Source organism: Antarctobacter albus, from assembly GCF_900101505.1.
GTDB lineage: Bacteria > Pseudomonadota > Alphaproteobacteria > Rhodobacterales > Rhodobacteraceae > Antarctobacter > Antarctobacter albus.
The window spans coordinates 217,681-242,931 of record NZ_FMZI01000004.1 but is presented as its reverse complement, the minus strand read 5'-3'; the positions used below and the strand labels follow the sequence as shown (position 1 = coordinate 242,931).

General features: G+C 67.1%; 21 protein-coding genes. 11 read left to right on the top strand and 10 right to left on the bottom strand.

The window, feature by feature from the left end; translation table 11 throughout:
* Positions 1–9: 9 nt before the first annotated feature.
* On the bottom strand, positions 10–1,218 hold the full coding sequence (locus tag BLQ71_RS08885; protein WP_437438246.1) for an alpha-hydroxy acid oxidase: 1,209 nt from the start codon (positions 1,216–1,218) through the stop codon (positions 10–12).
* Positions 1,219–1,290: 72 nt separating this feature from the next.
* Between BLQ71_RS08885 and BLQ71_RS08880 the strand changes: the two genes are divergently transcribed.
* Both BLQ71_RS08880 and BLQ71_RS08875 read left to right on the top strand, forming a co-directional pair.
* Positions 1,291–1,779, top strand: coding sequence for a hypothetical protein (locus tag BLQ71_RS08880; RefSeq protein WP_074621440.1), 489 nt, complete (start codon positions 1,291–1,293; stop codon positions 1,777–1,779).
* Positions 1,780–1,880: 101 nt separating this feature from the next.
* Entirely contained in the window at positions 1,881–4,274 is a 2,394-nt protein-coding gene (locus BLQ71_RS08875; RefSeq protein ID WP_074621439.1) for an ATP-dependent helicase, read from the top strand.
* 12 nt (positions 4,275–4,286) lie between these two features.
* On the opposite strand, the gene BLQ71_RS08870 is transcribed toward BLQ71_RS08875, so the two are convergent.
* The 3 genes from BLQ71_RS08870 to BLQ71_RS08860 all read right to left on the bottom strand — a co-directional run bounded on the left by BLQ71_RS08870 (position 4,287) and on the right by BLQ71_RS08860 (position 9,169).
* On the bottom strand, positions 4,287–5,378 hold the full coding sequence (locus BLQ71_RS08870) for an N-acetylglucosamine-6-phosphate deacetylase (protein ID WP_074621438.1): 1,092 nt from the start codon (positions 5,376–5,378) through the stop codon (positions 4,287–4,289).
* Positions 5,379–5,399: 21 nt separating this feature from the next.
* The gene (locus BLQ71_RS08865) at positions 5,400–5,876 is read right to left on the bottom strand and encodes an Lrp/AsnC family transcriptional regulator (protein WP_074621437.1); all 477 of its coding nucleotides are present in this window, start codon (positions 5,874–5,876) and stop codon (positions 5,400–5,402) included.
* Between the two features lie 92 nt (positions 5,877–5,968).
* Positions 5,969–9,169: a hypothetical protein gene (locus BLQ71_RS08860; RefSeq protein ID WP_133066161.1), complete on the bottom strand. Its 3,201-nt coding sequence runs from the start codon at positions 9,167–9,169 to the stop codon at positions 5,969–5,971.
* A gap of 167 nt (positions 9,170–9,336) precedes the next feature.
* Between BLQ71_RS08860 and BLQ71_RS08855 the strand changes: the two genes are divergently transcribed.
* Complete coding sequence (locus BLQ71_RS08855; protein ID WP_074621435.1) at positions 9,337–10,044, top strand: SIMPL domain-containing protein; 708 nt, start codon at positions 9,337–9,339, stop codon at positions 10,042–10,044.
* A 78-nt stretch (positions 10,045–10,122) separates the two neighbouring features.
* Here the strand turns inward: BLQ71_RS08855 and BLQ71_RS08850 are convergent, their stop codons facing one another.
* The gene (locus BLQ71_RS08850; protein ID WP_074621434.1) at positions 10,123–11,418 is read right to left on the bottom strand and encodes an O-acetylhomoserine aminocarboxypropyltransferase/cysteine synthase family protein; all 1,296 of its coding nucleotides are present in this window, start codon (positions 11,416–11,418) and stop codon (positions 10,123–10,125) included.
* 250 nt (positions 11,419–11,668) lie between these two features.
* On the opposite strand from BLQ71_RS08850, the gene BLQ71_RS08845 reads away from it, so the two are divergent.
* Together BLQ71_RS08845 and BLQ71_RS08840 are read left to right on the top strand one after the other, a co-directional pair.
* On the top strand, positions 11,669–13,291 hold the full coding sequence (locus tag BLQ71_RS08845; RefSeq protein ID WP_074621544.1) for a thiamine pyrophosphate-binding protein: 1,623 nt from the start codon (positions 11,669–11,671) through the stop codon (positions 13,289–13,291).
* A gap of 78 nt (positions 13,292–13,369) precedes the next feature.
* Entirely contained in the window at positions 13,370–14,287 is a 918-nt protein-coding gene (locus BLQ71_RS08840) for a haloalkane dehalogenase (RefSeq protein ID WP_074621433.1), read from the top strand.
* Positions 14,288–14,291: 4 nt separating this feature from the next.
* On the opposite strand, the gene BLQ71_RS08835 is transcribed toward BLQ71_RS08840, so the two are convergent.
* On the bottom strand, positions 14,292–15,452 hold the full coding sequence (locus tag BLQ71_RS08835; protein ID WP_074621432.1) for a WD40/YVTN/BNR-like repeat-containing protein: 1,161 nt from the start codon (positions 15,450–15,452) through the stop codon (positions 14,292–14,294).
* Positions 15,453–15,519: 67 nt separating this feature from the next.
* Positions 15,520–16,521 carry a GT-B fold glycosyltransferase domain-containing protein gene (locus tag BLQ71_RS08830; RefSeq protein ID WP_074621431.1) on the bottom strand — a complete coding sequence of 334 codons (1,002 nt, stop codon included), beginning with the start codon at positions 16,519–16,521 and terminating at the stop codon, positions 15,520–15,522.
* A 98-nt stretch (positions 16,522–16,619) separates the two neighbouring features.
* Between BLQ71_RS08830 and BLQ71_RS08825 the strand changes: the two genes are divergently transcribed.
* The gene (locus BLQ71_RS08825; protein ID WP_088702345.1) at positions 16,620–17,207 is read left to right on the top strand and encodes a hypothetical protein; all 588 of its coding nucleotides are present in this window, start codon (positions 16,620–16,622) and stop codon (positions 17,205–17,207) included.
* A gap of 295 nt (positions 17,208–17,502) precedes the next feature.
* Here BLQ71_RS08825 and BLQ71_RS08820 read toward each other — a convergent pair whose 3' ends face one another.
* Positions 17,503–18,195, bottom strand: a complete 693-nt coding sequence (locus BLQ71_RS08820; protein WP_074621429.1) for a metal-dependent hydrolase — start codon at positions 18,193–18,195, stop codon at positions 17,503–17,505.
* 115 nt (positions 18,196–18,310) lie between these two features.
* Between BLQ71_RS08820 and BLQ71_RS08815 the strand changes: the two genes are divergently transcribed.
* The 5 genes from BLQ71_RS08815 to BLQ71_RS08795 are packed head-to-tail and all read left to right on the top strand — an operon-like array spanning position 18,311 to position 22,199.
* A complete protein-coding gene (locus BLQ71_RS08815) occupies positions 18,311–18,961 on the top strand; it encodes a ceramidase domain-containing protein (RefSeq protein WP_074621428.1) in 651 nt (216 codons plus the stop codon).
* A gap of 34 nt (positions 18,962–18,995) precedes the next feature.
* Positions 18,996–19,283, top strand: coding sequence for an Asp-tRNA(Asn)/Glu-tRNA(Gln) amidotransferase subunit GatC (gatC, locus tag BLQ71_RS08810; protein ID WP_043144230.1), 288 nt, complete (start codon positions 18,996–18,998; stop codon positions 19,281–19,283).
* Positions 19,283–20,770 (top strand): Asp-tRNA(Asn)/Glu-tRNA(Gln) amidotransferase subunit GatA, encoded by a 1,488-nt coding sequence (gatA, locus tag BLQ71_RS08805; protein WP_043144233.1) that lies wholly within the window; start codon positions 19,283–19,285, stop codon positions 20,768–20,770. The genes gatC and gatA overlap by 1 nt, the downstream gene beginning before the upstream one ends.
* A gap of 32 nt (positions 20,771–20,802) precedes the next feature.
* On the top strand, positions 20,803–21,507 hold the full coding sequence (locus tag BLQ71_RS08800) for a hypothetical protein (RefSeq protein WP_069209942.1): 705 nt from the start codon (positions 20,803–20,805) through the stop codon (positions 21,505–21,507).
* A gap of 8 nt (positions 21,508–21,515) precedes the next feature.
* A complete protein-coding gene (locus BLQ71_RS08795) occupies positions 21,516–22,199 on the top strand; it encodes an N-acetylmuramoyl-L-alanine amidase (protein WP_487246595.1) in 684 nt (227 codons plus the stop codon).
* Positions 22,200–22,501: 302 nt separating this feature from the next.
* On the opposite strand, the gene BLQ71_RS08790 is transcribed toward BLQ71_RS08795, so the two are convergent.
* Together BLQ71_RS08790 and BLQ71_RS08785 are read right to left on the bottom strand one after the other, a co-directional pair.
* Positions 22,502–23,902 carry a helix-turn-helix domain-containing protein gene (locus tag BLQ71_RS08790; protein ID WP_043144237.1) on the bottom strand — a complete coding sequence of 467 codons (1,401 nt, stop codon included), beginning with the start codon at positions 23,900–23,902 and terminating at the stop codon, positions 22,502–22,504.
* Between the two features lie 43 nt (positions 23,903–23,945).
* Positions 23,946–25,172 carry a multidrug effflux MFS transporter gene (locus BLQ71_RS08785; protein WP_074621426.1) on the bottom strand — a complete coding sequence of 409 codons (1,227 nt, stop codon included), beginning with the start codon at positions 25,170–25,172 and terminating at the stop codon, positions 23,946–23,948.
* Positions 25,173–25,251 lie beyond the last annotated feature (79 nt).

The window sequence follows — 25,251 nt, the reverse complement described above, 5'->3', positions numbered from 1 at the left end:
GTTTGCAAATTATTCCCGCGTGACGGTCGCGTTTGCAAACTCGGCTTTCCCGCGCAGATCGACAGGCCGCGCGGCACCCAACTGCCCGATATTGGCCGCCATGTCGCGGCGCAGCATTTCCACCAGATGCGCGGGGCCTGCAGCGCCAAGCGCGCAAACGGCATAGTGCCAGGCCCGGCCCAGCATGACGAAATCCGCACCCAGTGCCACGGCCCTCAGGATGTCCAGCCCGCCCTCGATTCCACTGTCGAAGATCACTGGCAACTGCGTGGCGGCCCGCACTGCGGGCAGGTAAGAGGCCGCGCCGCGCGCCCCGTCGAACTGCCGCCCGCCGTGGTTCGAGACCCAGATCGCATCCACGCCTTCGCGCTCAAGCCGTTCTGCGTCCTCGGCTTTGAGCACACCCTTGACCACCAGCGGCCCGTCCCAGGCCTCGCGCAGCCAACGCAGGTAGTCCCAGTCCGGCGCCGTGCGCAGCAGGTAGCCGATGTGCGCGGTCGGGTCTCGGCTGGCCATGTCCTGCGAATAGCGGTCGAGCGTCTTCATTCGCGGCATCCCGGCGCGCAGGCGGGCCAGCGACCAGGCAGGGCGCATCGCACATTGCAGCGCGATCCGGGGCGTGATCCGGGGTGGCTGAACCAGCCCGCCCTTGACCTGTCGTTCCCGGCGCGAGGCCACGGGGACATCCACCGTCACCACCAGAACGTGAAAGCCGCTGGCCTTCGCACGCGCCAACATGTCGCGCCGCATCTCGGGGTCGCGCGGCGGGTAAAGCTGGAACCAGCCCTTGCCGCCGGTCTCGGGGCCGACCTCCTCGGGCGTGGCATTGGCCACGGTTGACAGCGTGTAGGGCAGGCCGGCCGCTGTCGCCGCGCGTGCCAGCATCCGTTCGGCGCCGGGCCAAAGCAGCCCGGACTGGCCCACGGGCGCCACGCCGAAGGGCAGGGGGTGGGTTTCCCCGAACAGGGAGACAGCGAAATCCGGGGCGACCTCGCCGTCGAGGATCGAGGGCGTGAACAGGACCGAATCGAGCGCCGCGCGATTGCGCCGGGCGGTGGCCTCTGTTCCCGTCGCCGTGTCCAGGTAGGCCCAGGCGAATCGTGGCACGCGAGCCCGCGCGGCGCGGCGCAGATCGGCGACAGTCATGTAGCGGCTGTGCAGGTCCATGCGGGTATCTGGCGTCGGAAAGCCGTGGTCCGCAAGCGGGCTGGCCTGCATTCGCCTCAAATCTTCAACTTATTTTAAGTGCCGTGACGGAGTGTGTGGGCATCGACACGGAAAGGACAGCCCATGCACGCGATGATCGTCGACCACGATGCCACCCGGCTTGAACGTAGCCAGATCGCCTTTCTGGAGGCGGGGATTCACGTCACCGGGTCCGGCAGTCATGCCGTGGCTGAAACCTGTCTGAAACGGGCGGTGGTCGATGTGCTGGTGCTGGACGATGGCTGCGGTCCGGAACGAATCGCGGCGCTGACCGCGCTGGCGCAGCGCCGCAATCCGCGGCTTGTCACCTTGATGCTGGCCCGTGACGTGGGGGAGGCGACGGATCTCTATTCCGACGCCGTGACCTCGCTGCATTGCGTGTTGGACGGGCGCGTGTCCCCGCGCATGGTGGCGCGCATGGCGCAGGCCTCGCTCGCGGGCCGCGCGGCTTGCAAGATGACCCCGGTGCGCGCCGATGCCGCGCCAAAGCCGGCCCAAGAGGTGCCGCTGCCGGTCTTCTCGACCACGCGGCGAAAACCTGTCATGCTGACAGAGGTGGCCATGCACGCCTGAGCGCAGGCAGAACCCGGCGGGGCCTGAAAATCCGCGCCGGGGCAAGGAACACAAGGCGAACACGGCTTTCCCTGCGCGCGCATTGACGCTAGATTGGCGTCATGAGCAGTTTCGATGAATTCGACGCATTCGAGGCGTCCTCGCTGTCGGCGCGCGCAATGGCCGCGCGCCCGGCCCCCTACCTGGACGAGCTGAACCCCGCGCAGCGCGAGGCGGTGGAAACGCTCGACGGGCCTGTCCTGATGCTGGCCGGCGCCGGCACTGGCAAGACCAAGGCGCTGACCGCCCGCGTTGTGCATCTGTTGAACACCGGGCGCGCCCGCCCGAACGAAATCCTCTCGGTCACCTTCACCAACAAGGCCGCGCGCGAGATGAAGAATCGCATCTCGGGGATGCTGGGCCAGACGGTCGAGGGGATGCCCTGGCTGGGCACCTTCCACTCGATCTGTGTGAAGCTGCTGCGTCGCCACGCGGAGCTGATCACCGACGACGCCGATTCGGTGGTCGAAGGCGCAGGCCCGCACCTGAAGTCGAACTTCACCATCCTCGACACCGATGACCAGTTGCGCCTGCTCAAGCAGCTGGTCCAGGCAGAGGGCATCGACGACAAGCGTTGGCCCGCGCGGCAACTGGCCAATATCATCGACGGCTGGAAGAACCGCGCTCTGACGCCGGACAAGATCCCCGCCTCTGACGCGGGCGCCTACAACCATCGCGGGCCAGAGCTTTATGCCGCCTACCAGCGCCGCCTGCTGGAACTGAACGCCGTCGATTTCGGTGACCTGCTGTTGCATGTGGTCACCATCTTCCAGACCCACCCGGACATCCTGGAAAAATATCAGCGCTGGTTCCGTTACATCCTCGTGGACGAATACCAGGATACCAACGTGGCGCAGTATCTCTGGCTGCGCCTGCTGGCGAGCGGGCACAAGAACATCTGCTGCGTGGGCGACGACGACCAGTCGATCTATGGCTGGCGTGGTGCCGAGGTGGGCAACATCCTGCGGTTCGAAAAGGATTTTCCGGGCGCGCATGTGGTGCGGCTGGAGCAGAACTATCGTTCGACCCCGCATATCCTCGCCGCGGCCGGCGGTGTGATCCGGGGCAACCAGGGCCGTCTGGGCAAGGAACTCTGGACCGAGGCACAGCAGGGCGAGAAGGTGCGCCTGATCGGCCATTGGGACGGCGAGGAAGAGGCCCGCTGGATCGGCGAGGAAATCGAATCCATGCAGGGCGGCACGCGGGGGATGCGCCCCTACAGCCTTGACGACATGGCCATCCTCGTCCGCGCCAGCCACCAGATGCGCGCCTTCGAGGACCGCTTCCTGACCATCGGCCTGCCCTATCGTGTCATCGGCGGCCCCCGCTTTTACGAGCGGATGGAGATCAGGGACGCGATGGCCTATTTCCGGCTGGTGGTTTCGCCCACCGATGATCTCGCCTTTGAACGCATCTTCAATACTCCGAAGCGCGGTCTGGGCGACCAGAAACACCAAACAATCCAAAGGTTTGCCCGTGACAACAATGTCAGTCTTTTGGACGGTGCGGCTTTGGCAATCAAACAGGGTGCGATTACTGGCAAGGCAGCGAAGGTGTTGGGCGAACTGGTCGCCAATTTCGCCCGCTGGGGCCGCATGACAGGGGACAAGGATCTCAGCCACATGGAACTGGCCGAGATCATCCTTGACGAGTCCGGCTACACGACCATGTGGCAGAACGACAAGACGCCCGAGGCGCCGGGCCGGTTGGAGAACCTCAAGGAACTGGTCAAGGCACTGGAAAGCTTCGAGAACCTGCAAGGTTTCCTGGAACACGTCAGCCTGGTCATGGACAACGAATCCGACGCCGAGGGGGCCAAGGTTTCGATCATGACGCTGCACGCGGCCAAGGGGCTGGAATTTCCGGTGGTCTTCCTGCCGGGCTGGGAAGACGGGCTGTTCCCCTCGCAGCGCAGCATGGATGAAAGCGGGGTCAAGGGCCTCGAAGAGGAACGGCGCCTGGCCTATGTCGGCATCACCCGCGCCGAAGAGGTCTGTACCATCTCTTTCGCGGGCAACCGGCGGGTCTTTGGCCAGTGGCAGTCACAGATGCCATCGCGCTTTGTCGACGAACTGCCCGAAGAGCACGTCGAGGTTCTGACGCCGCCGGGCCTGTATGGCGGTGGCTACGGTGCCGCGGGCGGCATGGGCGGCATGTCCTCGGGGCTGGAAAGCCGCGCGGCAGAGGCCAATGTCTACAATTCCCCGGGCTGGAAGCGCCTGCAATCCCGCCAGGGAGACCGCCCGATCAGCCAGCCGCGCGAGAGCCGCAGCCAGGTGATCGACCTGGACGCCGTTTCGGCTCACACGCTGGGAGAGCGTGTCTTTCACCAGAAATTCGGTTACGGCACGATCCTTGGGATCGAGGGTGACAAGCTGGAAATCGAATTCGAGAAGGCGGGCACCAAGAAGGTTGTGGCGCGGTTCATCCACGCCGCCGACGACGTGCCGTTCTAGCGCCTGTTGCGCTCAGACGGGCAGGGGCTGACCGCAGATATAGACACGCGTGAGGTCCAGCGCCCCGTCCAGAACCACCAGGTCGGCAGCGGCGCCAACGCGAATGCGGCCAATGTCGGTGCGTCCGATCCAGTCGGCGGGCAAGGTGGCAAGCCGCGCCGCCGCCTCGGCCAGAGGCAAGCCGATGCCGACCAGGTTGCGCAGTGCCTGGTCCATCGTCAGGGAGGACCCCGCCAGCGTGCCATCCGCCAACCGCATGGCGCCCTCGGCCTTGTGAACGTGCTGCGCGCCCAGGCGAAACATCCCGTCCGGCATCCCGGCGCCCGCAGTGGCATCCGTCACGCCGTAAAGCCCCGGGATCGCCCGACGCGCGGCCAGGATGGCCCCAGGTTCCACATGCAGCAGGTCCGGGATGATCTCGGCATAATCGGCATGGGCCAGCGCCGCACCTGCCAGCCCGTTGCCGCGATGTGCCGCCGGGCTCATCGCGTTGAACAGATGTGTCACGCCACAGCCGGCCTGCAGGCAGGCGGCCGCGCGGGCATAGTCGCAGAGAGAGTGCCCCAGCTGCACCCTGACCCCCGCCGCCTGCGCGGCGGCGATCACCTGGTCATCCGGGTCCATTTCCGGCGCCAGGGTCATCACCCGTACCGGGGCCAGCGTCAGCCAGCGGCGCAGGGCGTCTACATCCGCCGCCACGGCGAAATCCGGCTGGGCGCCCAGCTTGTCTGGGTTGAGGAAAGGGCCTTCAAGATGTGCGCCCAGCACGCGGGCCGCGCCGGGCCAGTCCGCCGCCATCGCGGACCCGACGGCCCCAAGGAAGCTCTCGATCTCGGCAAAGGGCGCGGTGACGGAGGTGGCAAGCATCGCGGTCGTGCCGTGCCGGGCATGCAGCTGGGCGGCTGTGCGGATCGCCTCGACCCCGGCCATCATGTCCGCGCCGCCACCGCCATGCACATGCAGGTCGACAAAGCCGGGCAGGACAAAGGGGGGGGCTGGCGTTTCTGTCGGCTGCCCCTCGATCCTGTCCAAGCGGTGCGCAAAGCCAAGCTCTCCGGCGATCCATCCGCTTTCGGTCAGGACGCTGCCCCGCAATGTCTCCATGCCTGGTCCTCCTCGCAGGTCTCAGCCGATCGGCAGCGGCGCGTCGGGTTTCGGTTGGTCCATGACGATCTGCGAATGCACCCGGGCCACCACCGGATGCGCCAGCAGCACCTCGTGGATCAGCGTGTTGAGCGCCGGCAGGTCGGGGCAATAGACCCGGAGCAGGTAGTCCGCCTCGCCCGTCATGGTCCAGGCCGAGACGATCTCGGGACGCAGGCGGAGGAGGCGGGAAAACCCCGTGCCTTCCTCGGCGCCGTGGCGCGCAAGTTGCACCTGGACAAAGGCCTGCACGTCGAGACCCAGCTTTTCGGGATTCAGCCGCGCGCTGTAGCCCTGGATCACCTGCGCCTCTTCCAGGCGTTGCCGCCGACGGCCCGCCTGGCTGGCCGACAGGTGCAGCCGGTCTCCCAGTTGTTGCGCCGTGGCCTGGCCGTCCCGCTGGACCGCGTCCAGCAGGGCAATGTCCGTTTCATCCAGAGGGGTGCGTCTTTCCCGCATAGTTTGCCCTTCTTGTGCGTGAGTTTTGCGCACAGCGTTGGTCATACGGGGATGATGCGTGCCGGTCGGCCCGCCGTAAAGGGCAAACCGCTTCAGGTCTGCGGCATGGTCAGCGTCAGGTTGCGGCTGCCCTTGGTATAGCGCAGGGCCTCTTCGCCGATGGCGGTCACGCGGCCACCGTCCAGCCGGTCCCCAACCTTGACCTTCTGGTACTTGCCATTGGCCAGGCGCACCAGGGCGCGGCGGTTTTCCGCAGTGCCGTAGACGCCGATCAGGTTGATCTTTTTCAGGTTGATCGCATTGGTCGAAGTGGCGGCTCGGGCGACGCTGGCGCTGGAGGGCACCTGCGGGGCGACGGTGCGCGGCGCCACGGCGGCGGCGGTCTGCACCGGTTCCGCCGGCACAAGGCTGCGGTCCGCGTTGTCGACGATGGCGGCCATGTTGCGCGGCCGGCCAACCGGAACCAGAGAGCGGCGCACCGCCTGGTCCGTTGCCTCGGGGGCGTCGATCTCGGCCTGTTCCTGCGCCGTGGGCGGACGCATCACGGGGCGAATCGCCGCCAGTTCCGACCGGGAAATGCCGCCCAGCTGGCTGCGTTCGCGCAGTTCCATCAGGTCGTCGGGCCGGGTCTGCGGACGGATGCGCGGCATGGCGTTCAGCCGCGTGCGGATCGCGCCGGGTGCGTCAAGCTCGGGGTCCGGACCCACGGCCACTTCGCCGCGCAGCGGCGGGATGACCGGGGGACGGCCGGTAAAAATGCGCAGCCCGTCCGGCGTCAGCGCGCCCTCGGGGGTGGCCCGAATAAGATCACGCTCGTCGAAGTCGAAGGTCAGCCCGGCAGGCGGCGGCAGGCCCGGATCCTGGAAGTCGGGCTCTCGGGCCAGGTCTTTGGACTGGGGCAGGGCGACGGCATCGAAAATCTGGATGTTCGGGTCGATCGAGGCGGCATAGACGTCATCGACCCCGTCCTCGGGCGGGCGGTGCGGCTTGGCGGGCGCGCGCTGCCAGATGCCCGAGGCGGCATAGCTGGCCGCCGCCTCTTCGGGGGTCAGCTGGCGCGGATCTGTCGGGACAGCCAGCGGCGCGACCAGTGGATCGGGCGCGGTTGTAGGCGGGTCGAATGCCGCGATCTGGACCTCTCCTTCGGGGCGCGCCACGGGGCGCGCAGAAATCGCGGGTGCCGCGCTGGCCGGAGGTGTCGCGGATTCGAGGATCACGCCGTCGTCGCCCGGGGCCGGAGCCACATCGGTATCGCCATCGGGCAGCGAGGCAATCGCGCTGGCCGGTTCGTCGGCCGAGCGGAACAGCCGGGCCAGCCCATCGTCAAGAAAGACGGTGGCCCAGGCCGCAACACCGGCCAGGAACAGCAGCAGGATCGCGGTGAGCATCAGGCCCAGGTATCGCGGCTTGCCGCCGGTCATGTCCCGGTCGCGCGCGCCGAAAACCGTCATGCGGTCGCGTTCGCTTGGCTGGTTGAAGGCCATTCCGGCGGGGATCGCGGCGGCACCTGCGCTGCCCGCCCCGGTCACGGCCGGTCCACCAATGCGGTCCTGCCCCTGGGGGCCGCGCAGGGCGGCCAGCTTGGCCAGGGGGCTCGGACGCGGCATGCCGCCGGGCTTTTGCCCCTTGCCTGCTGCCGGAACGGCTTTGCGCGCGGGGGCGGGCGTGGCGAGGAATTCGTCTTCCTTGGCCTCGCGGGCGGGCGCGGCGGCAAGCCCTGCGGCGCGGGCGGCGGCCACTTTCGGGATGGGTTTGACGCCGGGTTTCGCCGCAGCCTTGGTCTTGCCTTTCAGCTTGGGCGGCAGGACCGGGCGCTTGGCCTGCGCGGGTGCCGGGGCGGCAGTGCCGCCAGCGGGTCGCGCTGCCTCGGCCTCGTCCGCGGCGGCAGAGGCTTGCGCCAGCAAGGCAGAGGCCGTGGGTGCCGAAAAGAACCCGGTGCGCGCCTTGGGCGCGGGTGCCTTGGCGGGTTGATCCGGCATCTCTGTCTTGCTGTCCGCGGACGGAGCGACGGGCGTAAACCGCGCTTTCAGTTCGCCCGTGACAGGCGGACGCGGCGCGGTGGCATCGTCGGATGCCCCCGTTGCACCGGGACGCGTCGCCCGGATGGTCGAAAATGTATAGGGCCGCTCTGCGTCGGGCTCGGCCGGGACGGCAGGGGGCTTGGGCTGCTGCACCTGTGCGGCGGGACGCGGCGCCGGCGCCTGAGCAGTCGGCTGCCCGGGTGCCTGAGGGGCTTTCGGCGCCGGGGCGGATCTGGCCGGAACCGCCGGGGCCTTTGGGGCGCCTTGGCCAGCGGGACCCGGGGACGGGATTGTGGGCGTCTTCGGAGCCGGAGAAGGGGATGCTGTCGCGGGTCGTGGCGGCGCCGACGGTGCCTTGGGGGCCGCCGGGACAGAGGGCTCTGTCACTTTGGGCGCCGGAGCCTTTGGCGCCGACACACCGGTGGCCGGCTTTGGTGCCGGGGCCTGCGGGGCGGGCGCTTTGGGGGCCTGTGCCTCGGGTGCCGGGGCGTCCGCCTTGGGCGCCGCCGGTTGCGCACTCTCGTCCGGTTTCGCGGTCGGAGCGGGCGTTTCGGTCGGCGTAGCGGATTTCGGGGCCGGGGCGGCACGTGGCGCGTCCGGCGTTGCGGCGGGCCGAGCTGTCGGCTTGGGCGTTTCGGGTTGCGCGGCCTCGGGTTTGGGGGTGTCCGGCTTTGCCGCCTGCGGTTTCGGCGCGGCGGGGGCAACCAGTTCCGGCTTGGGCAGCGGCTGCAATGCGGTCTCGTCGGCCTCGACGATGCTGATGGCCCGCGCGGGACGCGAGGCGGCTTTGCTCCACCCCTTGGCCTTGCCGAAGAAGACCGCCGAGTCGAACGCCCCCTCGGGGGCCTGCGCCATGAAGCTGACCGGATCGAACCCGTGTTCGACGGCAAAGCTCTGCGCCTCGTCCAGCGTTTCGATCGCGACGGCGGCGATCTGCAGACGCCCGTCGGTCACGACATAGTCGTATTTCAGTTCGGACACGGCATAGGGTGTCGCGCCGTCCAGCGAGGTGCGGATGGCGATGTCGCGCGCCGTTTCGTCCCCGCCCAGGTCGGGCTGGTCGAGGTAGCGGATCTGTTCGTTCGGGATGATCAGCGCCACCTGGGCGCCGGTTGGGTCCAGGCTCTCGGCGCGGTCGCGCAGGGCGATCACGCGGGAGGCGAAATCCGGGTGATCGAGCGCGACATCGTCGATCCGGGCCCATCGGGGGCCCATGCGCCGTAGTAGGGCGATGCCTTCGAAAGAGAGCGAGAGCGCGAAATTAGGTATCATGAAGCGTGTCTTATCAGGCCATCCATGCCTGCGGGAGTCCTAAGGCATTGCCTAAAATATATAGGGCAACTCTTTGCCGAAGAAAAGAAAGCGCCTGTTGCCCTCTTGCCGATTTTCCCCTCTCGCGAGACAGTCGGCGCAGATTCCTGCTGATTGTGAGGTATTTTATGCGAATTTCAGCATTCTTGACGATCCTGGCCTTGGCGCTGCCCCTGGGCGCGCCACATGCGGCATCGGCGGAAGGTCGCCTGTCCGTCTCGGGTGAGGCCCGTATCGCGGCGGTGCCCGACATGGCAACGATTTCGCTGGGGGCGACGGGGCGGGGCAAGACCGCGGTCGAGGCGATGAACGCCACCTCGACGGCGGTGGATGCGATCCTGGCCCGGCTGTCCGACCTTGGGGTCGAGGCGCGCGACATCCAGACCACCCAGCTGCGTGTCAACGAGCAGACCCGCTGGGACCGCGACCGGAACGAGGACATCTTTGTCGGCTACTACGCGACCAACACGGTGCGCGTGCGGATCCGTGACATGGACGGGATCGGCGCGCTGCTGTCGGCAGTCCTGGACGACGGCGCCAACCAGCTGCAAAGCCTGACCTTCGGCGTGCAGGAACCGCGCGAGGTCGAGGACGAGGCGCGCCGCCGCGCGGTCGCCGATGCCATCGCCAAGGCCGAGCTCTACGCCGATGCCGCTGGCGTGACCCTCGGCCCGGTGCTGGAGCTGCGCGACACGGCCGAACCGCTGGTGCGCTCCATCGTCGAACCGGAACCGATGGTGCTGGAAGAGGCACCGGCCGCCCGCGACGTGCCGGTCGCCGCCGGCGAGATCGAGGTGCGGGCCGAGGTCACGATGGTCTTTTCCGTCAGCGAGTGAGGCGGCTTCCCGCGCTTTTCAATCAAGAGGCCGCCGCAGGTGCCCTGCGGCGGCCTCTGTCATTCATGTCGATCCGGTTCAGCCAGAGGCCTTGTTCAGCGCCTGGTCGAGGTCGGCGATCAGGTCGTCCGCGTCCTCGATCCCGATCGAGATCCGAACCACGTTCGGAGCCGCGCCCGCCGCGATCTGCTGTTCCTCGGTCAGCTGGCGGTGCGTGGTCGAGGCCGAGTGGATCACCAGGCTGCGGGTATCGCCCAGGTTCGCGACATGAGAGAAGATCTCCAGCGAGTCCACGAACTTGACGCAGGCATCATAACCGCCCTTGAGCGCAACGGTGAACAGGCCGCCCGCGCCCTTGGGACAGATCCGGCTGGCACGCTCCTTGTAGGGGGAGGAGTCGAGCCCGGCATAGGTCACGCCTTCGACGGTCGTGTGGCCTTCCAGCCAGGCGGCGATCTTCTCAGCGTTCTCGACGTGACGCGCCATGCGCAGGCTCAGCGTCTCGATCCCCATCAGCGTGTAATGCGCCGCCTGCGGGTTCAGCGTCATGCCAAGGTCACGCAGGCCCACGGCGATCCCGTGGAAGGTGAAGGCCAGCGGACCGAATGTCTCGTGGAACTTCAACCCGTGGTAGGCAGGTTCCGGTGCCGAGAGCGAGGGGAACTTGTCGCTGGCCGACCAGTCGAAGTTGCCGGAATCCACGACGACGCCGCCGGTCACGGTGCCGTTGCCGGTCAGGTACTTGGTCATCGAGTGCACCACCAGCGTCGCGCCGTGTTCGATCGGGCGGCACAGGTAGGGCGTGGCCGAGGTATTGTCGACGATCAAGGGCAGGCCCGCCTTGTCGGCGATCTTGGCCAGCGCGTCGATGTCGGTGATGTAGCCCCCGGGGTTGGCGACGCTTTCGCAGAAGACGGCGCGGGTGTCGTCGTCAATCGCGGCCTCGACGGCGGCGAGGTCATCGGTATCGACGAATTTCGCAGACCAGCCAAAGCGCTTGATGGTCTGGCTGAACTGGGTGATCGAGCCGCCGTAAAGGCGCGTCGACACCACCACGTTGCGCCCGGGCGCCATCAGCGGGAACAGCGCCATGATCTGCGCCGCGTGTCCAGAGGAACAGCAGACCGCGCCCACGCCGCCTTCCAGTACCGCGACGCGTTCCTGCAGCGCGGCGACGGTCGGGTTGGTCAGGCGCGAATAGATATAGCCCACTTCCTGCAGGTTGAAGAGCGCGGCGGCATGTTCGGCATCGCGGAACACGTAGGCCGTGGTCTGGTAGATCGGCACCTGCCGCGCGCCGGTGGCCGGGTCGGGCCGGGCACCGGCGTGGATCTGCAACGTGTCAAAGCCGAAGCTGGGCGCGTCCTGGGTCATTCAGTGGTCTCCCTTTCATGTGTTGTGCACAGGAGTAAGCGATTGCCGGGCCGGGGGCCAGATTCTTCGCGGCCCCGGTCGCGGTCTGCGGGGCTTTGACGTTGGTAAGGTTGGGCGTGCGGGGTTTGCGCATGAAATTTTGCAAATGGCGGAAAATTCCGCGAAATCGGTGCCTCTGGCGCCGGATTCGCGTGAAACCCGCATCCGGTCTCCGGTATTCCCTTCGGGACAGACACAGGAGACCCGCGCGATGACCGATTTGATGCACGTCCACCAGTCCATTGCCCGTGCCGTGGGCGATCACGGCATCACCACGATGTTCGGCCTGATGGGGGACGCCAATCTCTTCATGGTCGACAGTTTCGTGCGCGACTGTGGCGGGCGCTTTGTTCCGGCGGCGCATGAGGGCAGCTCGGTCCTGATGGCGCTGTCCTTTGCCCATGTCTCGGGGCAGGTGGGCGTGGCCACCGTCACGCATGGCCCCGCGCTGACCAACTGCACCACCGCCCTGACAGAGGGCGTGCGCGGCCATATCCCGATGGTGCTGCTGGCAGGCGATACCCCGGTCTCGAACCCGCGCCACCTGCAGGGCATCGACCAGCGCGAACTGGTCAAATCCACCGGCGCCGGTTTCGTGCAGCTGCGCGCGCCGGAGACCACAGGCGCCGACGTGGCCCGGGCCTTTTACCGCGCACAGGTGGAACGGCGCCCCATCGTGCTGAACATGCCGGCCGATTTCATGTGGCAGGAGGTGGCGCACGACTGCCGCCCTCTCAGCGTCTTTACAAACCCCGGCGGCGTGGCCGAGGGCGATACGCTGGACCAGGCCATCGGCATGATCGCCTCTGCCCGCCGTCCGATCATCCTGGCCGGGGGCGGTGCCGTGGGCGCGCGGGACAGGCTGATCAAGCTCGCCGACCGGCTGGAGGCGCCGCTGGCGACCACGCTCAAGGCCAAGGGGCTGTTCAACGATCACCCCTACAACATGGACATCTTCGGCACGCTCTCGACGCCCGCCGCCTATGACCTGATCGCCAAATCCGACTGCATCGTCTGTTTCGGCACCGGCCTGCATGATTTTACGTCCGATCGTGGCAAGCTGATGAAGGACAAGCGCATCGTGCAGGTGGACATCGAGGCCACCGCCATCGGCGGCAGCATCCACCCCGATGCCGCCCTTGTCGCCGACGCGGGCCTGACCGCCGAAACCATCCTCTACTGGCTGGACGAGGCCGAGATCCCCGGCAGCGGCTTCACGAAAGAACTGGACGGCGAGACGCTGACTGCGCATCCGCTGGGCACTGACAAGACGGCGCCGGGCTGCGTCAACTACGTCCACGCGCTTGACCGGCTGGAACAGGCTCTGCCCAAGGACCGCGTGCTGGTCACCGACGGCGGCCGCTTCATGACAGAGGTCTGGTGCCGGATTTCCGCGCCCGATCCGCGCAGCTTCGTGGTGACGGCGAATTTCGGCTCCATCGGTCTGGGCCTGCAAGAGGCCATCGGCGCGGGGCTGGCGGCGCCAGAGCGGCCCGTCGTGATGTTCACCGGCGACGGCGGCTTCATGATGGGCGGCATCAACGAATTCAACACCGCCGTGCGGCTGGGGCTGGACCTGATCGTCATCCTTGCCAATGACAGCGCCTATGGCGCCGAGCACATCCAGTTCCTCGACCGCAAGATGGACCCCAGCCTGACAGAGTTCGACTGGCCGTCCTTTGCCGAGGTCGCCACCGCGCTGGGCGGGCAGGGTATCGAGGTGCGCTCTGCCGATGACCTTGAACTGGCGCTGTCGGCGCTCGACACGCGGACCAAGCCGGTGCTGATCGACCTGCGGCTGGATCCGAACGACGTGCCGCGCATGCGGATCTAAGGGCAGCGCGCCCAGGTCGACGTTGACAGGACAGACCCACCCGGGGTCTGCTCTTGCCACGCTTGGGGGAGATCAGCCTTGCCGAGACCTGACGCAATACGCACTCCGGATGCCTGTTTCACCGATCTGCCGGATTTTCCGTGGCAGCCGCGGTATCGCGACGATCTTGCCGGCTACGAGGGCCTGCGCATGGCGCGCATCGACGAAGGTCCGGAAGACGCGGATCGGGTCTTTCTCTGCCTGCACGGTCAGCCGGCCTGGAGCTTTCTCTACCGCCACATGATCCCGGTTTTCCTGGACACGGGTGCGCGCGTCGTCGCGCCCGATCTTTACGGGTTCGGACGCTCCGACAAGCCGGTCGACGACGGCACCTATACCTTCGGCTTTCACCGGCAAAGCCTGGTCGCGCTGATCGAGGCGCTGGACTTGTCGCGGATCACGCTTGTCGTGCAGGACTGGGGCGGGATTCTCGGGCTGACGATCCCGCCCGACATGGCGGATCGGTTCGACCGGCTGCTGGTCATGGACACCGTGCTTGGCCTGGGCGGCGGCAGCACGGATGGTTTCGACGCATGGCGGCGGATGCATGGCGAGCATCCGGATTACGACATGGCCGCGCTGTTCATGGAATACGTTCCGGGGATGAGCGACAAGGTGGCCGCCGCCTATGCCGCGCCATTTCCCGACGCCCGCTACCGCGCCGGTGCCCGCCGCTTTCCCTTCCTCGTCATGACCGATCCCGACATGGAAGGGGTGGAAATCTCACGCCGAGCCGCTCGCTGGTGGTCGTCGGAATTCCGGGGCGACAGCTTCATGGCCGTGGGCGAAGAGGACAAGCTGATCCCGCCCTGGCTGATGAAACGGATGCACGAGATCCTCGGGATCACGCGGCCACCGCTGATGCTCTCGGAGGCTGGTCATTTCGTGCAGGAAACCCACGGCGCAGACGTCGCGCGCGCGGCGCTTGCGGCATGGGCAGAAGACCCGGAAGGTTGACAGGTCAGGTCGCCGTCACCGTTTCGACACAGAGAACCGTGGGCAGGTGGCGGGCGATTTCCGACCAGCTGTCCCCCTCGTCGAAGGAGGCAAAGACAGAGCCAGAGTTGGTGCCGAAGTAGACCCCTGGCGCCTCGGCCCGGTCGGTGGCCATTGCCTGCCGCAACACAGTGAAAAAGCAGTTCTCGGCTGGCAGACCTTCGCGGCAGGCCTCCCAGCTGTCGCCGCCGTCGCGGGACCGCCAGACCGCGGCCTTGCCCTCGGGCGGAAAGCGTCCGGCCATGTCGCCGTTCAGCGGCAGCGTCCACAAGGTGCGCGGCTGACCGGGATGCACCGCGATCGGAAAGCCGAAGGTCGAAGGCAGGCCTGCCGTGATGTCGTCCCAGCTGCGCCCGCCATCCGACGACCGCCAGACGCCGTGATGGTTCTGCTGGTACAAGAGGTCGGGATCGCCCGGCGCGCGGACCATGTTGTGCACGCAATGCCCGGTCTCACCGTCCTTTGGGCCTGCCGGGTGATGCACATGCCCGCAGGCCTCGGCGTTGGACAGGCGGTTGCGCCGCTCCCAGCTGCCACCCGCATCTTCGGTCGCAAAGACCCCGGCGGCGGAGATCCCCAGCCACATCTTGTCCGCGTCCGCGGGGCTGGCAACGATCGTGTGCAGTGTCAGCCCCACCGCGCCGGGCTGCCAGCTGTCGGCAGAGGGGTGATCCGTCAGGCTCTCGACCGCGGCCCAGCTTGCGCCCGCGTCCTCGCTGACGAACAGCGTCGCGGGCTTGGCCCCGGCATAGAGCTTGCCGCCCACCTGGCCCAGCGACCAGATCGCCTCGACCCGGCCGGTGAACTCCGCCGGGGGCTTGGGCTCCGTGCCGAAAAAGGCAGCGGTTTCCGGGTCGTTTCGAATCCATTCGTCGACGGTTCCGTCGGCCAGCTTGACCAGTTCCCAGTTGTCGCCGCCATCGACAGAGCGCCAGACCCCGGCCCCCGACCATTCGCCGCCACCCCCGGCCCAGAGCGTACCGGTTTCGGGATCGCCGATGGCATGGTTGATTCCCCAGCCATCACAAAGCGGCCCCTTGACCGACCAGTCCGTTCGCGCCGCATCCGATTGCAGCAGGAACAAGCCCTTGCTGGTGCCCACCAGCACCGTGATCGCCTGTGACATGAGACAGCCTCCTGAACGCGAGGGCAGGGTAACATGACACGCGCATGGGGCGAGCGGAAATCCGCGCTCAGCGCATCCAGAACCCTTCGCGCTTGATGCGGTTGCGGATCGCCTGTTCCTTGCGCGGCAGGTTCTCGCGGTCGAAAAGCGCGCGCACCTTCCGGCCGCGCCCCTGGTAGATCATCCGCTTGAACGGCTCATGGCCCTTGAGCACCTTCTTGATGCGGTTCGGGGCGGCGACCTCTTCCAGCACGTCGACCACCTTGTCGCTTTCGCGGGCATAGAGCAGGGGCAGCAGACGGTAATGGCAAGTCACTTCCCCGTCCAGAAGCCCGGCGGGCAGCGTGTCGCGGCCGCCGCCCAGCCCGTGAATCACAAGCGGCAGCACCACCTGGTCCAGCCAGGGGTCGAGGCTCTGGCAGGCCAGTTCCGGCGGCGGGTCATCCCGTACCGACAGCGCGTAGTCGCGGAACCGCTGCCCGAAGACGCGGGGGCAACGGTAAAAGAAGAACCCGGCGTTGAAGTAGAGATAGCGCTGCCAGTATTCGTCCGGTTGCGTGAGGTCCAGACTGCTGGCGAAGTCCAGCCCGAAGCGGTCGTAAAGCGATGTCCAGATCTGGGTGTAGCCCGGACCGTACAGCTCGATCTGCGGCCAGGTGCCCTCGCGCCGCAACGAGGCCGTGGGGCGGTCGAAATCGAAAGGCACGCGGTCGAGCCGGTCAAGCACCAGCGTGTCGGTGTCGAAAAAGACGAATGGCTCGCCCTCGGGTAGGACCTCCAGCGCCTCGATCTTGTTGCCATAGGGGTAGGCGGCGCCGAAATGCCGGCTCTCGAAGGAGCGCATCTGGGCGCCCAGATCCTCCAGCAGGGTGCGGATCTCCGGCTGGCGGATGCCGGGATCCTCGGGCCAGAGCGGGCCGGGGGCGGGTTCCGCGACGACCAGGCGAAAGCCCGTGCCGCCCCGGGCATTGAACGAGGCGGCAAAGAGCGCGGCCTCGTAGGAGAGCCGCCCGGCCTGGGCGACGATGAGAATATTTACGGTTTGAGCCGCCGCGCCCTCGCGTGTCATGATGGACCTGCCCGCTGCCTGTTGCGCGCCACTATAGGCAGGGCGGACGGGCGCCGGAAGCCGCAAGGCCCCGGGGAATTTTTTGAAGGAAATACCTGATGTTCGATCTTGTTCTTCTCGTCATTGCCGTGGCCAGCGGGGGGCCGGGGGACGCGGCCCGCCTGGAAACCGCCGAGGCCCCGCCCGCCGCCGCCGTCACCGAGGCGCCGGTGGCACCCCGGGCTGAAACCGACGAGGCGCGGCCCTTTTCCTCGGAAGCGCCGCCGCCCAGTGCCGAGGCCGACCCGGCACCGCCTCGCGAGCTGCCCTATGTCGCCGAACAGCAGGTGCCCTCGGGCAAGTTCACCACCGCCGTCGAGGTCAAGCCGATCCTGAATGCCACCCGGTCGAACTGGATCGCGGTGCGCGAGTTCAACGGGCAGGACCTGGTCTATGTCACGCATCTGTGGTCCTGGCGTTGCGGACTGGTGGCCATTCACATCGGCATCAACGGGGCACAACCCGAGCCCTGGCCACTGCCCGCCTGCAACGAGGACAGCCCCGCACCCAACGCCATGCCGGCGGACGAGCTGCCCTACAGGGCGTTTGCGCTGAACTCCGTCGAGGAGATGACGGTGGAGCTGATCTACGACGACCTGAGCATCGACCGGGCGACCTTCAACCGGACGGGCGCCTTGATCCCCTGAGGCGCGTGCGGGTCGGGGACGGGACTCGCGGTCCCTTGCGGGCCCGCATCGCCCGCCCGCCGACCCGTGCCCGCCGACCCGAATCTGACGCGCTTGCGCGCGTTTCAACGCTTCGAGGCTCACCAGGGAACAAACCTCTTCCCCGGTTCCCCCTGTCGCCGAAGATGCCTGCGCCAGCCGTCAGAGCGATGCAAGGGCAAGCCGCGCTGCGCGCGGGCCTGCGGCCCCTTGCATCCCTCCGCCGTCTGTCGCGGTCCGGCATCAGCGACAGGCGGCTCCGGGGAACAGGTTCGGCTCAGACGGTGATCGGCTGCAGCACCTGCGGTTCGACGACATCCACGCCGGGCAGGCCCTCTGCCAGCACCTGCGCCGATTGTTCCAGCGCCGGGAAGGTGCGGTAGTGACCGGGGATCACCGTCTTGAAGTCGAAGTATTTCCTTGCAGCCCAGGCCGCCTGTTCCATGTCCATCGTGTAGTAGCCGCCTGCCGAGAGGATGCCGATGTCCGGCTGGAAATACTCGCCGATCCAGGCCATGTCGGCCATGATGCAGGTGTCGCCGGAGAAATAGATCGTGTGGCCGTCGCCCCGGATGACGAGGCCGGTTTCCATGCCGGTGTAGGTGGTCTTGCCCTCGACCTGCATCGAGGAACTGTGCGAGGCGGGAACCAGTGTCACCGAGGCCTCGCCGAAGCGAACGGTGCCGCCCTTGTTGAAGGCATGGCCTTCCTTGGCGCCCTGGCCTGTCAGCAGGGCAGCGAGCTCGAAGATGGCCGAGACCGGCGCGCCGGTCTTCTGGCTGATCTCGACGATGTCGTTGGTGTGATCGAAATGCCCGTGGGTGACGAGAATCTGCGTCGCGCCAGCCAGCGCGGCCTCCGTGTCCTGGCCTTCCATCATCGGGTTGCCGTTGATCCAGGGGTCGATCAGCAGCACCTCGCCGCCGATCTCGATGCGGAAACTGCCGTGGCCGAGCCAGATGATTTGCATGGTGGACTCCCGTTGTTGTTCTGTCCCGAGCCTAGCATTTTGGCGCGGCGAGACCAGATCCCACCGGGGGCGCCCGCGGCACGGACGATTGAGTATTTTCAGAGAGAAGAAACACATGGACTGGACACGGGCGGTGGACGGGTATTGCGAACGGCTGGGGTCGGAGTTCTGGGCCGAGCCGGTGAATGCGGTGACCAATGCCGCCTTTGTCCTGGCGGCGCTGGTGATGTGGCGGCGGACATTCGGGCTGGGCCGGGTGCTGTGCGCGATCCTTGCGGCGATCGGGATCGGCTCGTTCTTGTTCCACACCTTTGCGCAGCCCTGGGCGGGACTGGCGGATGTTCTGCCGATCCTGGTCTACGTGCTTGTCTATATCTACGGCGCCAACCGCGATTTCTGGGGGCTGGGGCGCTGGGCTTCGCTGGCCCTGACGGCGCTGTTCATTCCCTATGCGGCCGTCACCGCGCCGCTGTTCGGCATGATCCCGGGCCTGGGAGGGACCTCCAGCTATGCGCCGGTGCCGCTCTTGATCGCGATCTATGCCGCCCTCCTGCGCAACCGGGCGCCCGGGACGGCGCGGGGACTGGCGATCGGCGTGGCGATCCTGCTGGCCTCGATGCTGGCGCGCACCCTTGATGAACCTTTGTGCAACGTGATCCCGCTGGGCACGCATTTCCTGTGGCATGTGCTGAATGCGGTGATGCTGGGCTGGATGATCGAGGTCTGGACGCGGCATGTGCTTGCGGCGCGCGGGGCGGGGCGGTAAAGCCTGCGCTGAATTCACAGTCAAAGAGGCCCCCATGTCGATCGACATCGAGACCGCGGCACGCGTGGCGCACCTGGCCCGCATCAAGGTGGAAGAAGACGAGCTTCCGGCGCTGGCCAATGCCTTCAACGACATCCTCGGCTTTATCGAGCAGCTAAACGAGGTCGACGTCGAGGGCGTGGAGCCGATGGTGTCGGTCACGCCGATGCGGTTGAAGCGCCGCAAGGACGGGGTGACGGATGGCGGCATGGCCGACAAGGTCCTCTCGAACGCGCCCGATGCGCGCGAAGGCTTTTTTGCGGTTCCGAAGGTGGTTGAGTGATGACCGAACTGACCAAGCTGAAGATCGCCGAGGCGCGCGATGCGCTGCGCAAGGGCGACGTGACCTCCGCCGAACTGACCGAAGCCTGCCTGACGGCCATCGAGGGCGCCGGCGCGCTGAACGCCTTCGTGCACAAGACGCCCGAGATCGCGCGTGAGCAGGCTGCTGCCGCCGATGCGCGGATCAAGGCGGGCGAGGCGCCCGCGCTTTGCGGCATTCCCCTTGGGATCAAGGACCTGTTCTGCACCAAGGGCGTGGCGTCGCAGGCCGCCTCGAACATCCTTGGCGGCTTCAAGCCCGAGTATGAAAGCACCGTGACCAGCCAGTTGTTCGACGCGGGCGCGGTCATGCTGGGCAAGCTGAACATGGACGAATTCGCGATGGGCTCGTCCAACGAGACCTCGTGTTACGGCAACGCGGTGAACCCCTGGCGGCGCGGCAATGACGACGCGCAACTGACGCCGGGCGGCTCCTCGGGCGGCTCTGCCTCGGCGGTGGCGGCGGACCTCTGTCTTGGCGCGACCGGCACCGACACCGGCGGGTCGATCCGCCAGCCCGCCGCCTTCACCGGCATCACCGGCATCAAGCCGACCTACGGGCGCTGTTCGCGCTGGGGGATCGTTGCCTTTGCCTCGTCCCTGGACCAGGCCGGGCCGATGGCCAAGGACGTGCGCGACTGTGCCATCATGCTGCAGGCCATGTGCGGGCATGACCCCAAGGACTCGACCAGCGCCGACCTCGCCGTGCCGGATTTCGAATCCCTGCTGACCGGCGACATCAAGGGCAAGACCATCGGCATTCCCCGCGAATACCGCATGGACGGCATGCCCGAGGAGATCGACGCGCTCTGGGCCGAGGGCCGCAAGATGCTGGAGGACGCGGGGGCAAAGATCGTCGACATCAGCCTGCCGCACACGAAATACGCGCTGCCGGCCTATTACGTCATCGCGCCGGCAGAGGCCTCTTCGAACCTCGCACGTTATGACGGGGTGCGCTATGGACACCGCGCCAAGCTGAGCCAGGGCGACGGCATCGTCGAGATGTACGAGAAAACCCGCGCCGAGGGGTTCGGCGACGAGGTCAAGCGCCGCGTCATGGTCGGCACCTACGTCCTGTCCGCGGGCTTCTACGACGCCTATTACAACCGCGCGCGCAAGGTGCGGACGCTGATCAAGAAGGACTTCGAGGATGTCTTTGCCCAAGGCGTGGATGCGATCCTGACGCCCGCGACCCCCTCTGCCGCTTTCGGCCTGGGCGAGATGACGGAGGCCGATCCGGTCGCCATGTATCTCAACGACGTCTTCACCGTGACGGTCAACCTGGCCGGTCTGCCGGGCATCGCGGTGCCCGCCGGGCTGAGCAAGCAGGGGCTGCCGCTGGGCCTGCAACTGATTGGCCGACCCTGGGAAGAGGGCGACCTGCTGAATACCGCTTATGCGCTCGAACAGGCTGCGGGATTTGTGGCAAAACCGTCGAAATGGTGGTAAGGCCTGCGGCCAAAGCACAGGCAGGACAGACGATGCGGAACTATCTACTGGTTGTGGCGGCCCTGGCCGTTGCGGCTTGCGAACCCAGTGTTCCCGACAGCGGTGCCGGGGTGGCTGACCCGGGCACTGGCGTCGGTTTCGGCAACTACGACGACTATGCTGCCCGCCGCGAGGCGCAGTTGAACGGCGACGCCGGCCCTATTCCCGTGGCGCCGGACGTCCAGTCCAGCCCCATCGACGGGGACGAGGCCCGCGCAGCGGCAGCGGCCCGCCAGGCCAACTCCGGTGTGGCCCCGGTCGAGGCGGACCCGTCGAACCCGCCGCCGCAAATCGTGTCGAACGCGCGCGGCATCTCGGGCGAGAACGACTTCAGCGCCGTTTCGCGCACCCGCGACATCGACGCCGACGCCCGCCTGATCGAACGCAACCGCGCGCAGTACACCGTGGTTCAGCCCGAGGCCCTGCCCAAGCGTCCCGGCACCGACGCGCCGAATATCGTCGAATATGCCCTGCGCACGACCAATCCGGTCGGAACGGCGCTCTACAAACGGTCGAGCTTCAACGCGCAGGCACGGTATCAGCGGGCCTGTTCGACATATTCTTCGGCCGATCTGGCGCAGGAGGATTTCCTGCGGATGGGCGGACCGGAAAAGGACCGCAAGGGCATGGATCCGGACGGCGATGGCTTTGCCTGCACCTGGACCCCGGCGCCTTTCCGGGCCGTGCGCGGCGGCTGACCCCTGCGGTGACGCCCGCCCCCGAATGGTATCCATCGCCGAATTACGGTGACCGGCGCGGTGTCTCCGCGCCGGACATGGTGGTTCTGCATTACACGGCCATGACCTCCGCCGAAGCGGCGCGCGACTGGCTGTGCAATCCCGAGAGCGAAGTCTCCTGTCACTACGTCGTCGCCGAAGACGGGCGCTGCTGGCAGTTGGTCCGCGAGGAGGACCGCGCCTGGCACGCCGGACGCGGCTGCTGGGGGGGCGTGGCTGACGTGAACTCGCATTCCATCGGGATCGAACTTGCGAATACCGGGTTTCATCCCTTTCCCGAGCCGCAGATGGCGGTCCTGGAGGACCTGCTGCGTGGAATCTGTTCCCGCTGGGCGGTGCCGCCGGAGCGTGTCGTCGGCCATTCGGACACCGCGCTTGGCCGCAAGATCGACCCCGGCAACCGGTTCGATTGGCGACGGCTGGCACTGGGGGGACTGGCAGTCTGGCCCGAGCCCTGCACCGCCGACACGGATGAGGCGCGGTTCTGGCGCAATTGCCGGACCTTCGGTTACGAGGTGACGCCGGAAACGCGGGAGGAGGTGCTCTGTGCGGTGCGGCTGCGTTTTCGCCCCTGGGCGGAGGGGCCGCTCGACGGCACGGATTGCGCGATCATGGCGGACCTGGCGCGACGGTTTCCCTGTCGGGACGTCTGAGCCGGGTGCTGAATTGAGCGCTTCCGCGCGCTTTTATCCGCGTTTGGGCGCGTGACGCCTTTGTGTGATCGGTCGCTGGTGGCGCGGTGGTCCGGAACTTCGCAATTCACCAGAACGAAGATCTTCGTCCCTGATCCATCCCTCATCCCGCTTTGTGCCTGACAGCCCCGCGCACCCGCGCCAAGCAAAAAAGCGGTCTCCCCGCAAGCGGGGCCCCTCCGCGATTTGGCTTGTCCCGGTCGCCCGGTGCCGTCTTTCGGCACGCGGGACGAGGGATGGCTCCGGAACGAAGATCGGCGCGGTTAGTCCAGACGGTAGGGCAGCACGTCGCGGTGGTTGGGCGTGGTGGTCAGGCGTTTTTCCAGCGGCGGGACAGAGCGTTGGTGGCAATGGGTGCGCTCGCAGATACGGCAACTGATCCCGATGGGCTCGAAGGCGCTGGGACGGGTGAAATCCATGTCGTCGGCATAGACGAGGGCGGCGGCGTGGCGCACCTCGCAGCCGATGGAAATGGCGTAGCGGCGGACGGGGGCGCCGAAGTGGCCGCCGGTCTTCGAGACATCCACCGCGAGGCTGATGTAGCGCACCCCGTCCGGGGTTTCCGCAAGCTGGCGCAGGAAACGGCCCGGGGTTTCAAAGGCGCGGTGGACGTTCCACAGGGGGCAGGCGCCGCCGAAACGGGCGAATTGCAGCCGGGTGGCGGAATGGCGTTTCGTGATGGTGCCGGCCTGGTCGACCCGGACAAAGAAGAAGGGCACGCCCTTGGCGCCGGGCCGTTGCAGCGTCGACAACCGGTGCGCGACCTGTTCGATCGAGGCGCCGAAGCGCGCGGCCAGCAGTTCCAGGTCGTGCCGGGTTTCCTGCGCCGCCGAGAGGAAGGCCTTGTAGGGCATCATCGCGGCCCCGGCGAAGTAGTTGGCAAGCCCGAGCTTGGCGATCGCGCGGGCCTCGTCGCTCTGGAAACGGGCGAGATCCAGCGTCGCCTCCAGCAGTTGGTTCTGGCGCAGAAGTGCCACCTGGACCAGGAGCTGGAAGGTCTGGGTCTCAACCGGTAGCAGCGAGGAAAGGACCAGTTCCTGGCGGTCCTCGTCGAAGGCGCGCATCGGGGCGCCCTGCGATTGCCGCACCGTGATGCCGCGCGATTCCAGCCGCTCGATGGCAGCGGCGCGCATGTCCGTCTCGCTGCCGTGCAGCTTGGCGAAATGTTCCGCGGCGCGGTCCACGGCGTCGATGTAGTTGTCGCAGTAGTGGAAGAAGTCGCGCACCTCTTCCCAGGGACTTGGCTGAAGTTGCGCGCCCTCGCGCCCCAGCGCCTCGTCCAGCGAGGCGAGGCGTTCATGGGTCTGCCTGTAGGCCCGGTGCAGCGCCAGGAAGGCCCGCGCGAGCACCGGCGCGTTGGAGGCGGTCAGGCGCAGGTCGGCCAGTTGAGGGCTGTGTTCGCCGAAGATCGGATCGGCCAGGGCCTCGCGCATGTCGGTGACCAGCCGTTCGGCATCCCCTTGGCCCAGCTCCGTCACGTCAAAGCCGAACTCCTGCGCCAGGGCCAGCACGACGGTGGTGCTGACCGGCCGGTTGTTGTTCTCCATCTGGTTGAGATAGGGCAGGGAGATGCCGAGCTTGGCGGCAAAATCCTTTTGCGTCAGGTTCAGGCGGGTGCGGATGTCGCGCAGCTTGGCGCCGGCATAGAGTTTCTGGGTGGCCATCTTTGCATCTTTGCGAACGAGTCGGGCAAAGATGCAAACTTTGTCAGGCCGCGTCCAGCCCCCCGACACGCCGTGCCCTGCGGATCACCAGCATCGCTGCCACGACAGAAGCCACGCCGGAGCCGAACATGATCCACAGCAGCGGCCAGACGCCCGCATCCTCGGTCAGAAGGACACCGGCCAGCTGCGACAGGGCCGCGCCGCCGCCCAGCATGATGGCGCCGGAAAGTCCAGAGGCGGTGCCCGCGAGATGCGGGCGGACAGACAGGGCGCCTGCGGTGGCATTGGGGATGGTCAGCCCGTTGCCCAATCCGACCAGCGTCATGAAGCCGAAGAAGGTAAAGGCGTTGCCCATGTCGATGGCAAAGAGCATCAGCGACAGGCCGACGCCGCCGGCCACGATCAGTCCGCCCCAGAGCACCATCGTGTTCACCCCGAACCGGGCCGAGAAGCGCCCGGACAGGCCGTTGCCCAGGGCATAGCCGATCGCCGGCGCGCCGAAGAGCAGGCCCAGCAGGCTGGCCGAGAGGCCAAAGACCTCGATCCCCACGAAGGAGGCGCCGCCGACATAGGAGAAGAAGGCGCCCGAGGAAAAGGCGCAGGCCAGGGCATAGCCCCAGAAGCGGGGGCTGCGGAACAGCTCGGGGTATTCGCGGAACTGCTGTGCCAGGCTCAGCCCGCTGCTGGCCTTGGTTTCACCCAGGTCGTTGTGGCAAAGCCACAGGAGCAGCACGCCCATCACCAGCATCAACCAGAAGTTGGACTGCCATCCGAACGATTCGGCCAGCAGGCCGCCCAGCACCGGCGCAAGCATCGGCACCAGGGACATGCCCATCGTCACGTAGCCGATCATCGAGGCGGCCTCGTCCGGAGGGTAAAGGTCGCGCACGACCGCGCGGCTGAGGACCATCGTCACCACGATGGTGGTCTGCAGCATGCGGAAGATCAGGAAGACCGTGATGTTCGTCGCCAGCAGACAGCCGATGGTGGCCAGGATGAACAGCGCGATGCCGCCCATGATCACCGGGCGGCGGCCCAGCTTGTCCGAGATCGGCCCGATAAAGAGTTGCAACACCGCGTTCCCGGCCAGATATCCGGTCACAGAGGCCTGCATCAGGGCGTAATCCACCGCGTACCAGTCTGCCATGATCTGCAGCGCGGGCACGAAGATGTTCATGGCAAGCGCGGACATGCCGGCCATCAGGACAAGTGTTGCGATATGTGGCGGGGTGCTTCGGTCGAGAAAGCGCGCCGGAGAATTCGGGCTCATGCGGAATGGGGTAGGGCGCACCGCGGGAAATGTCCATACATTACATGCTGTCGACATGTAATTTCCATATTTGCATTAT

Excerpts from the sequence above, each read along its gene's own strand:
- BLQ71_RS08885 (WP_437438246.1), bottom strand. The coding sequence starts at position 1,218 with ATGCAGGCCAGCCCGCTTGCGGACCACGGCTTTCCGACGCCAGATACC.
- BLQ71_RS08880 (WP_074621440.1), top strand. The coding sequence starts at position 1,291 with ATGCACGCGATGATCGTCGACCACGATGCCACCCGGCTTGAACGTAGC.
- BLQ71_RS08875 (WP_074621439.1), top strand. The coding sequence starts at position 1,881 with ATGAGCAGTTTCGATGAATTCGACGCATTCGAGGCGTCCTCGCTGTCG.
- BLQ71_RS08870 (WP_074621438.1), bottom strand. The coding sequence starts at position 5,378 with ATGGAGACATTGCGGGGCAGCGTCCTGACCGAAAGCGGATGGATCGCC.
- BLQ71_RS08865 (WP_074621437.1), bottom strand. The coding sequence starts at position 5,876 with ATGCGGGAAAGACGCACCCCTCTGGATGAAACGGACATTGCCCTGCTG.
- BLQ71_RS08860 (WP_133066161.1), bottom strand. The coding sequence starts at position 9,169 with ATGATACCTAATTTCGCGCTCTCGCTCTCTTTCGAAGGCATCGCCCTA.
- BLQ71_RS08855 (WP_074621435.1), top strand. The coding sequence starts at position 9,337 with ATGCGAATTTCAGCATTCTTGACGATCCTGGCCTTGGCGCTGCCCCTG.
- BLQ71_RS08850 (WP_074621434.1), bottom strand. The coding sequence starts at position 11,418 with ATGACCCAGGACGCGCCCAGCTTCGGCTTTGACACGTTGCAGATCCAC.
- BLQ71_RS08845 (WP_074621544.1), top strand. The coding sequence starts at position 11,669 with ATGACCGATTTGATGCACGTCCACCAGTCCATTGCCCGTGCCGTGGGC.
- BLQ71_RS08835 (WP_074621432.1), bottom strand. The coding sequence starts at position 15,452 with ATGTCACAGGCGATCACGGTGCTGGTGGGCACCAGCAAGGGCTTGTTC.
- BLQ71_RS08830 (WP_074621431.1), bottom strand. The coding sequence starts at position 16,521 with ATGACACGCGAGGGCGCGGCGGCTCAAACCGTAAATATTCTCATCGTC.
- BLQ71_RS08825 (WP_088702345.1), top strand. The coding sequence starts at position 16,620 with ATGTTCGATCTTGTTCTTCTCGTCATTGCCGTGGCCAGCGGGGGGCCG.
- BLQ71_RS08820 (WP_074621429.1), bottom strand. The coding sequence starts at position 18,195 with ATGCAAATCATCTGGCTCGGCCACGGCAGTTTCCGCATCGAGATCGGC.
- BLQ71_RS08815 (WP_074621428.1), top strand. The coding sequence starts at position 18,311 with ATGGACTGGACACGGGCGGTGGACGGGTATTGCGAACGGCTGGGGTCG.
- gatC (WP_043144230.1), top strand. The coding sequence starts at position 18,996 with ATGTCGATCGACATCGAGACCGCGGCACGCGTGGCGCACCTGGCCCGC.
- gatA (WP_043144233.1), top strand. The coding sequence starts at position 19,283 with ATGACCGAACTGACCAAGCTGAAGATCGCCGAGGCGCGCGATGCGCTG.
- BLQ71_RS08800 (WP_069209942.1), top strand. The coding sequence starts at position 20,803 with ATGCGGAACTATCTACTGGTTGTGGCGGCCCTGGCCGTTGCGGCTTGC.
- BLQ71_RS08790 (WP_043144237.1), bottom strand. The coding sequence starts at position 23,902 with ATGGCCACCCAGAAACTCTATGCCGGCGCCAAGCTGCGCGACATCCGC.
- BLQ71_RS08785 (WP_074621426.1), bottom strand. The coding sequence starts at position 25,172 with ATGAGCCCGAATTCTCCGGCGCGCTTTCTCGACCGAAGCACCCCGCCA.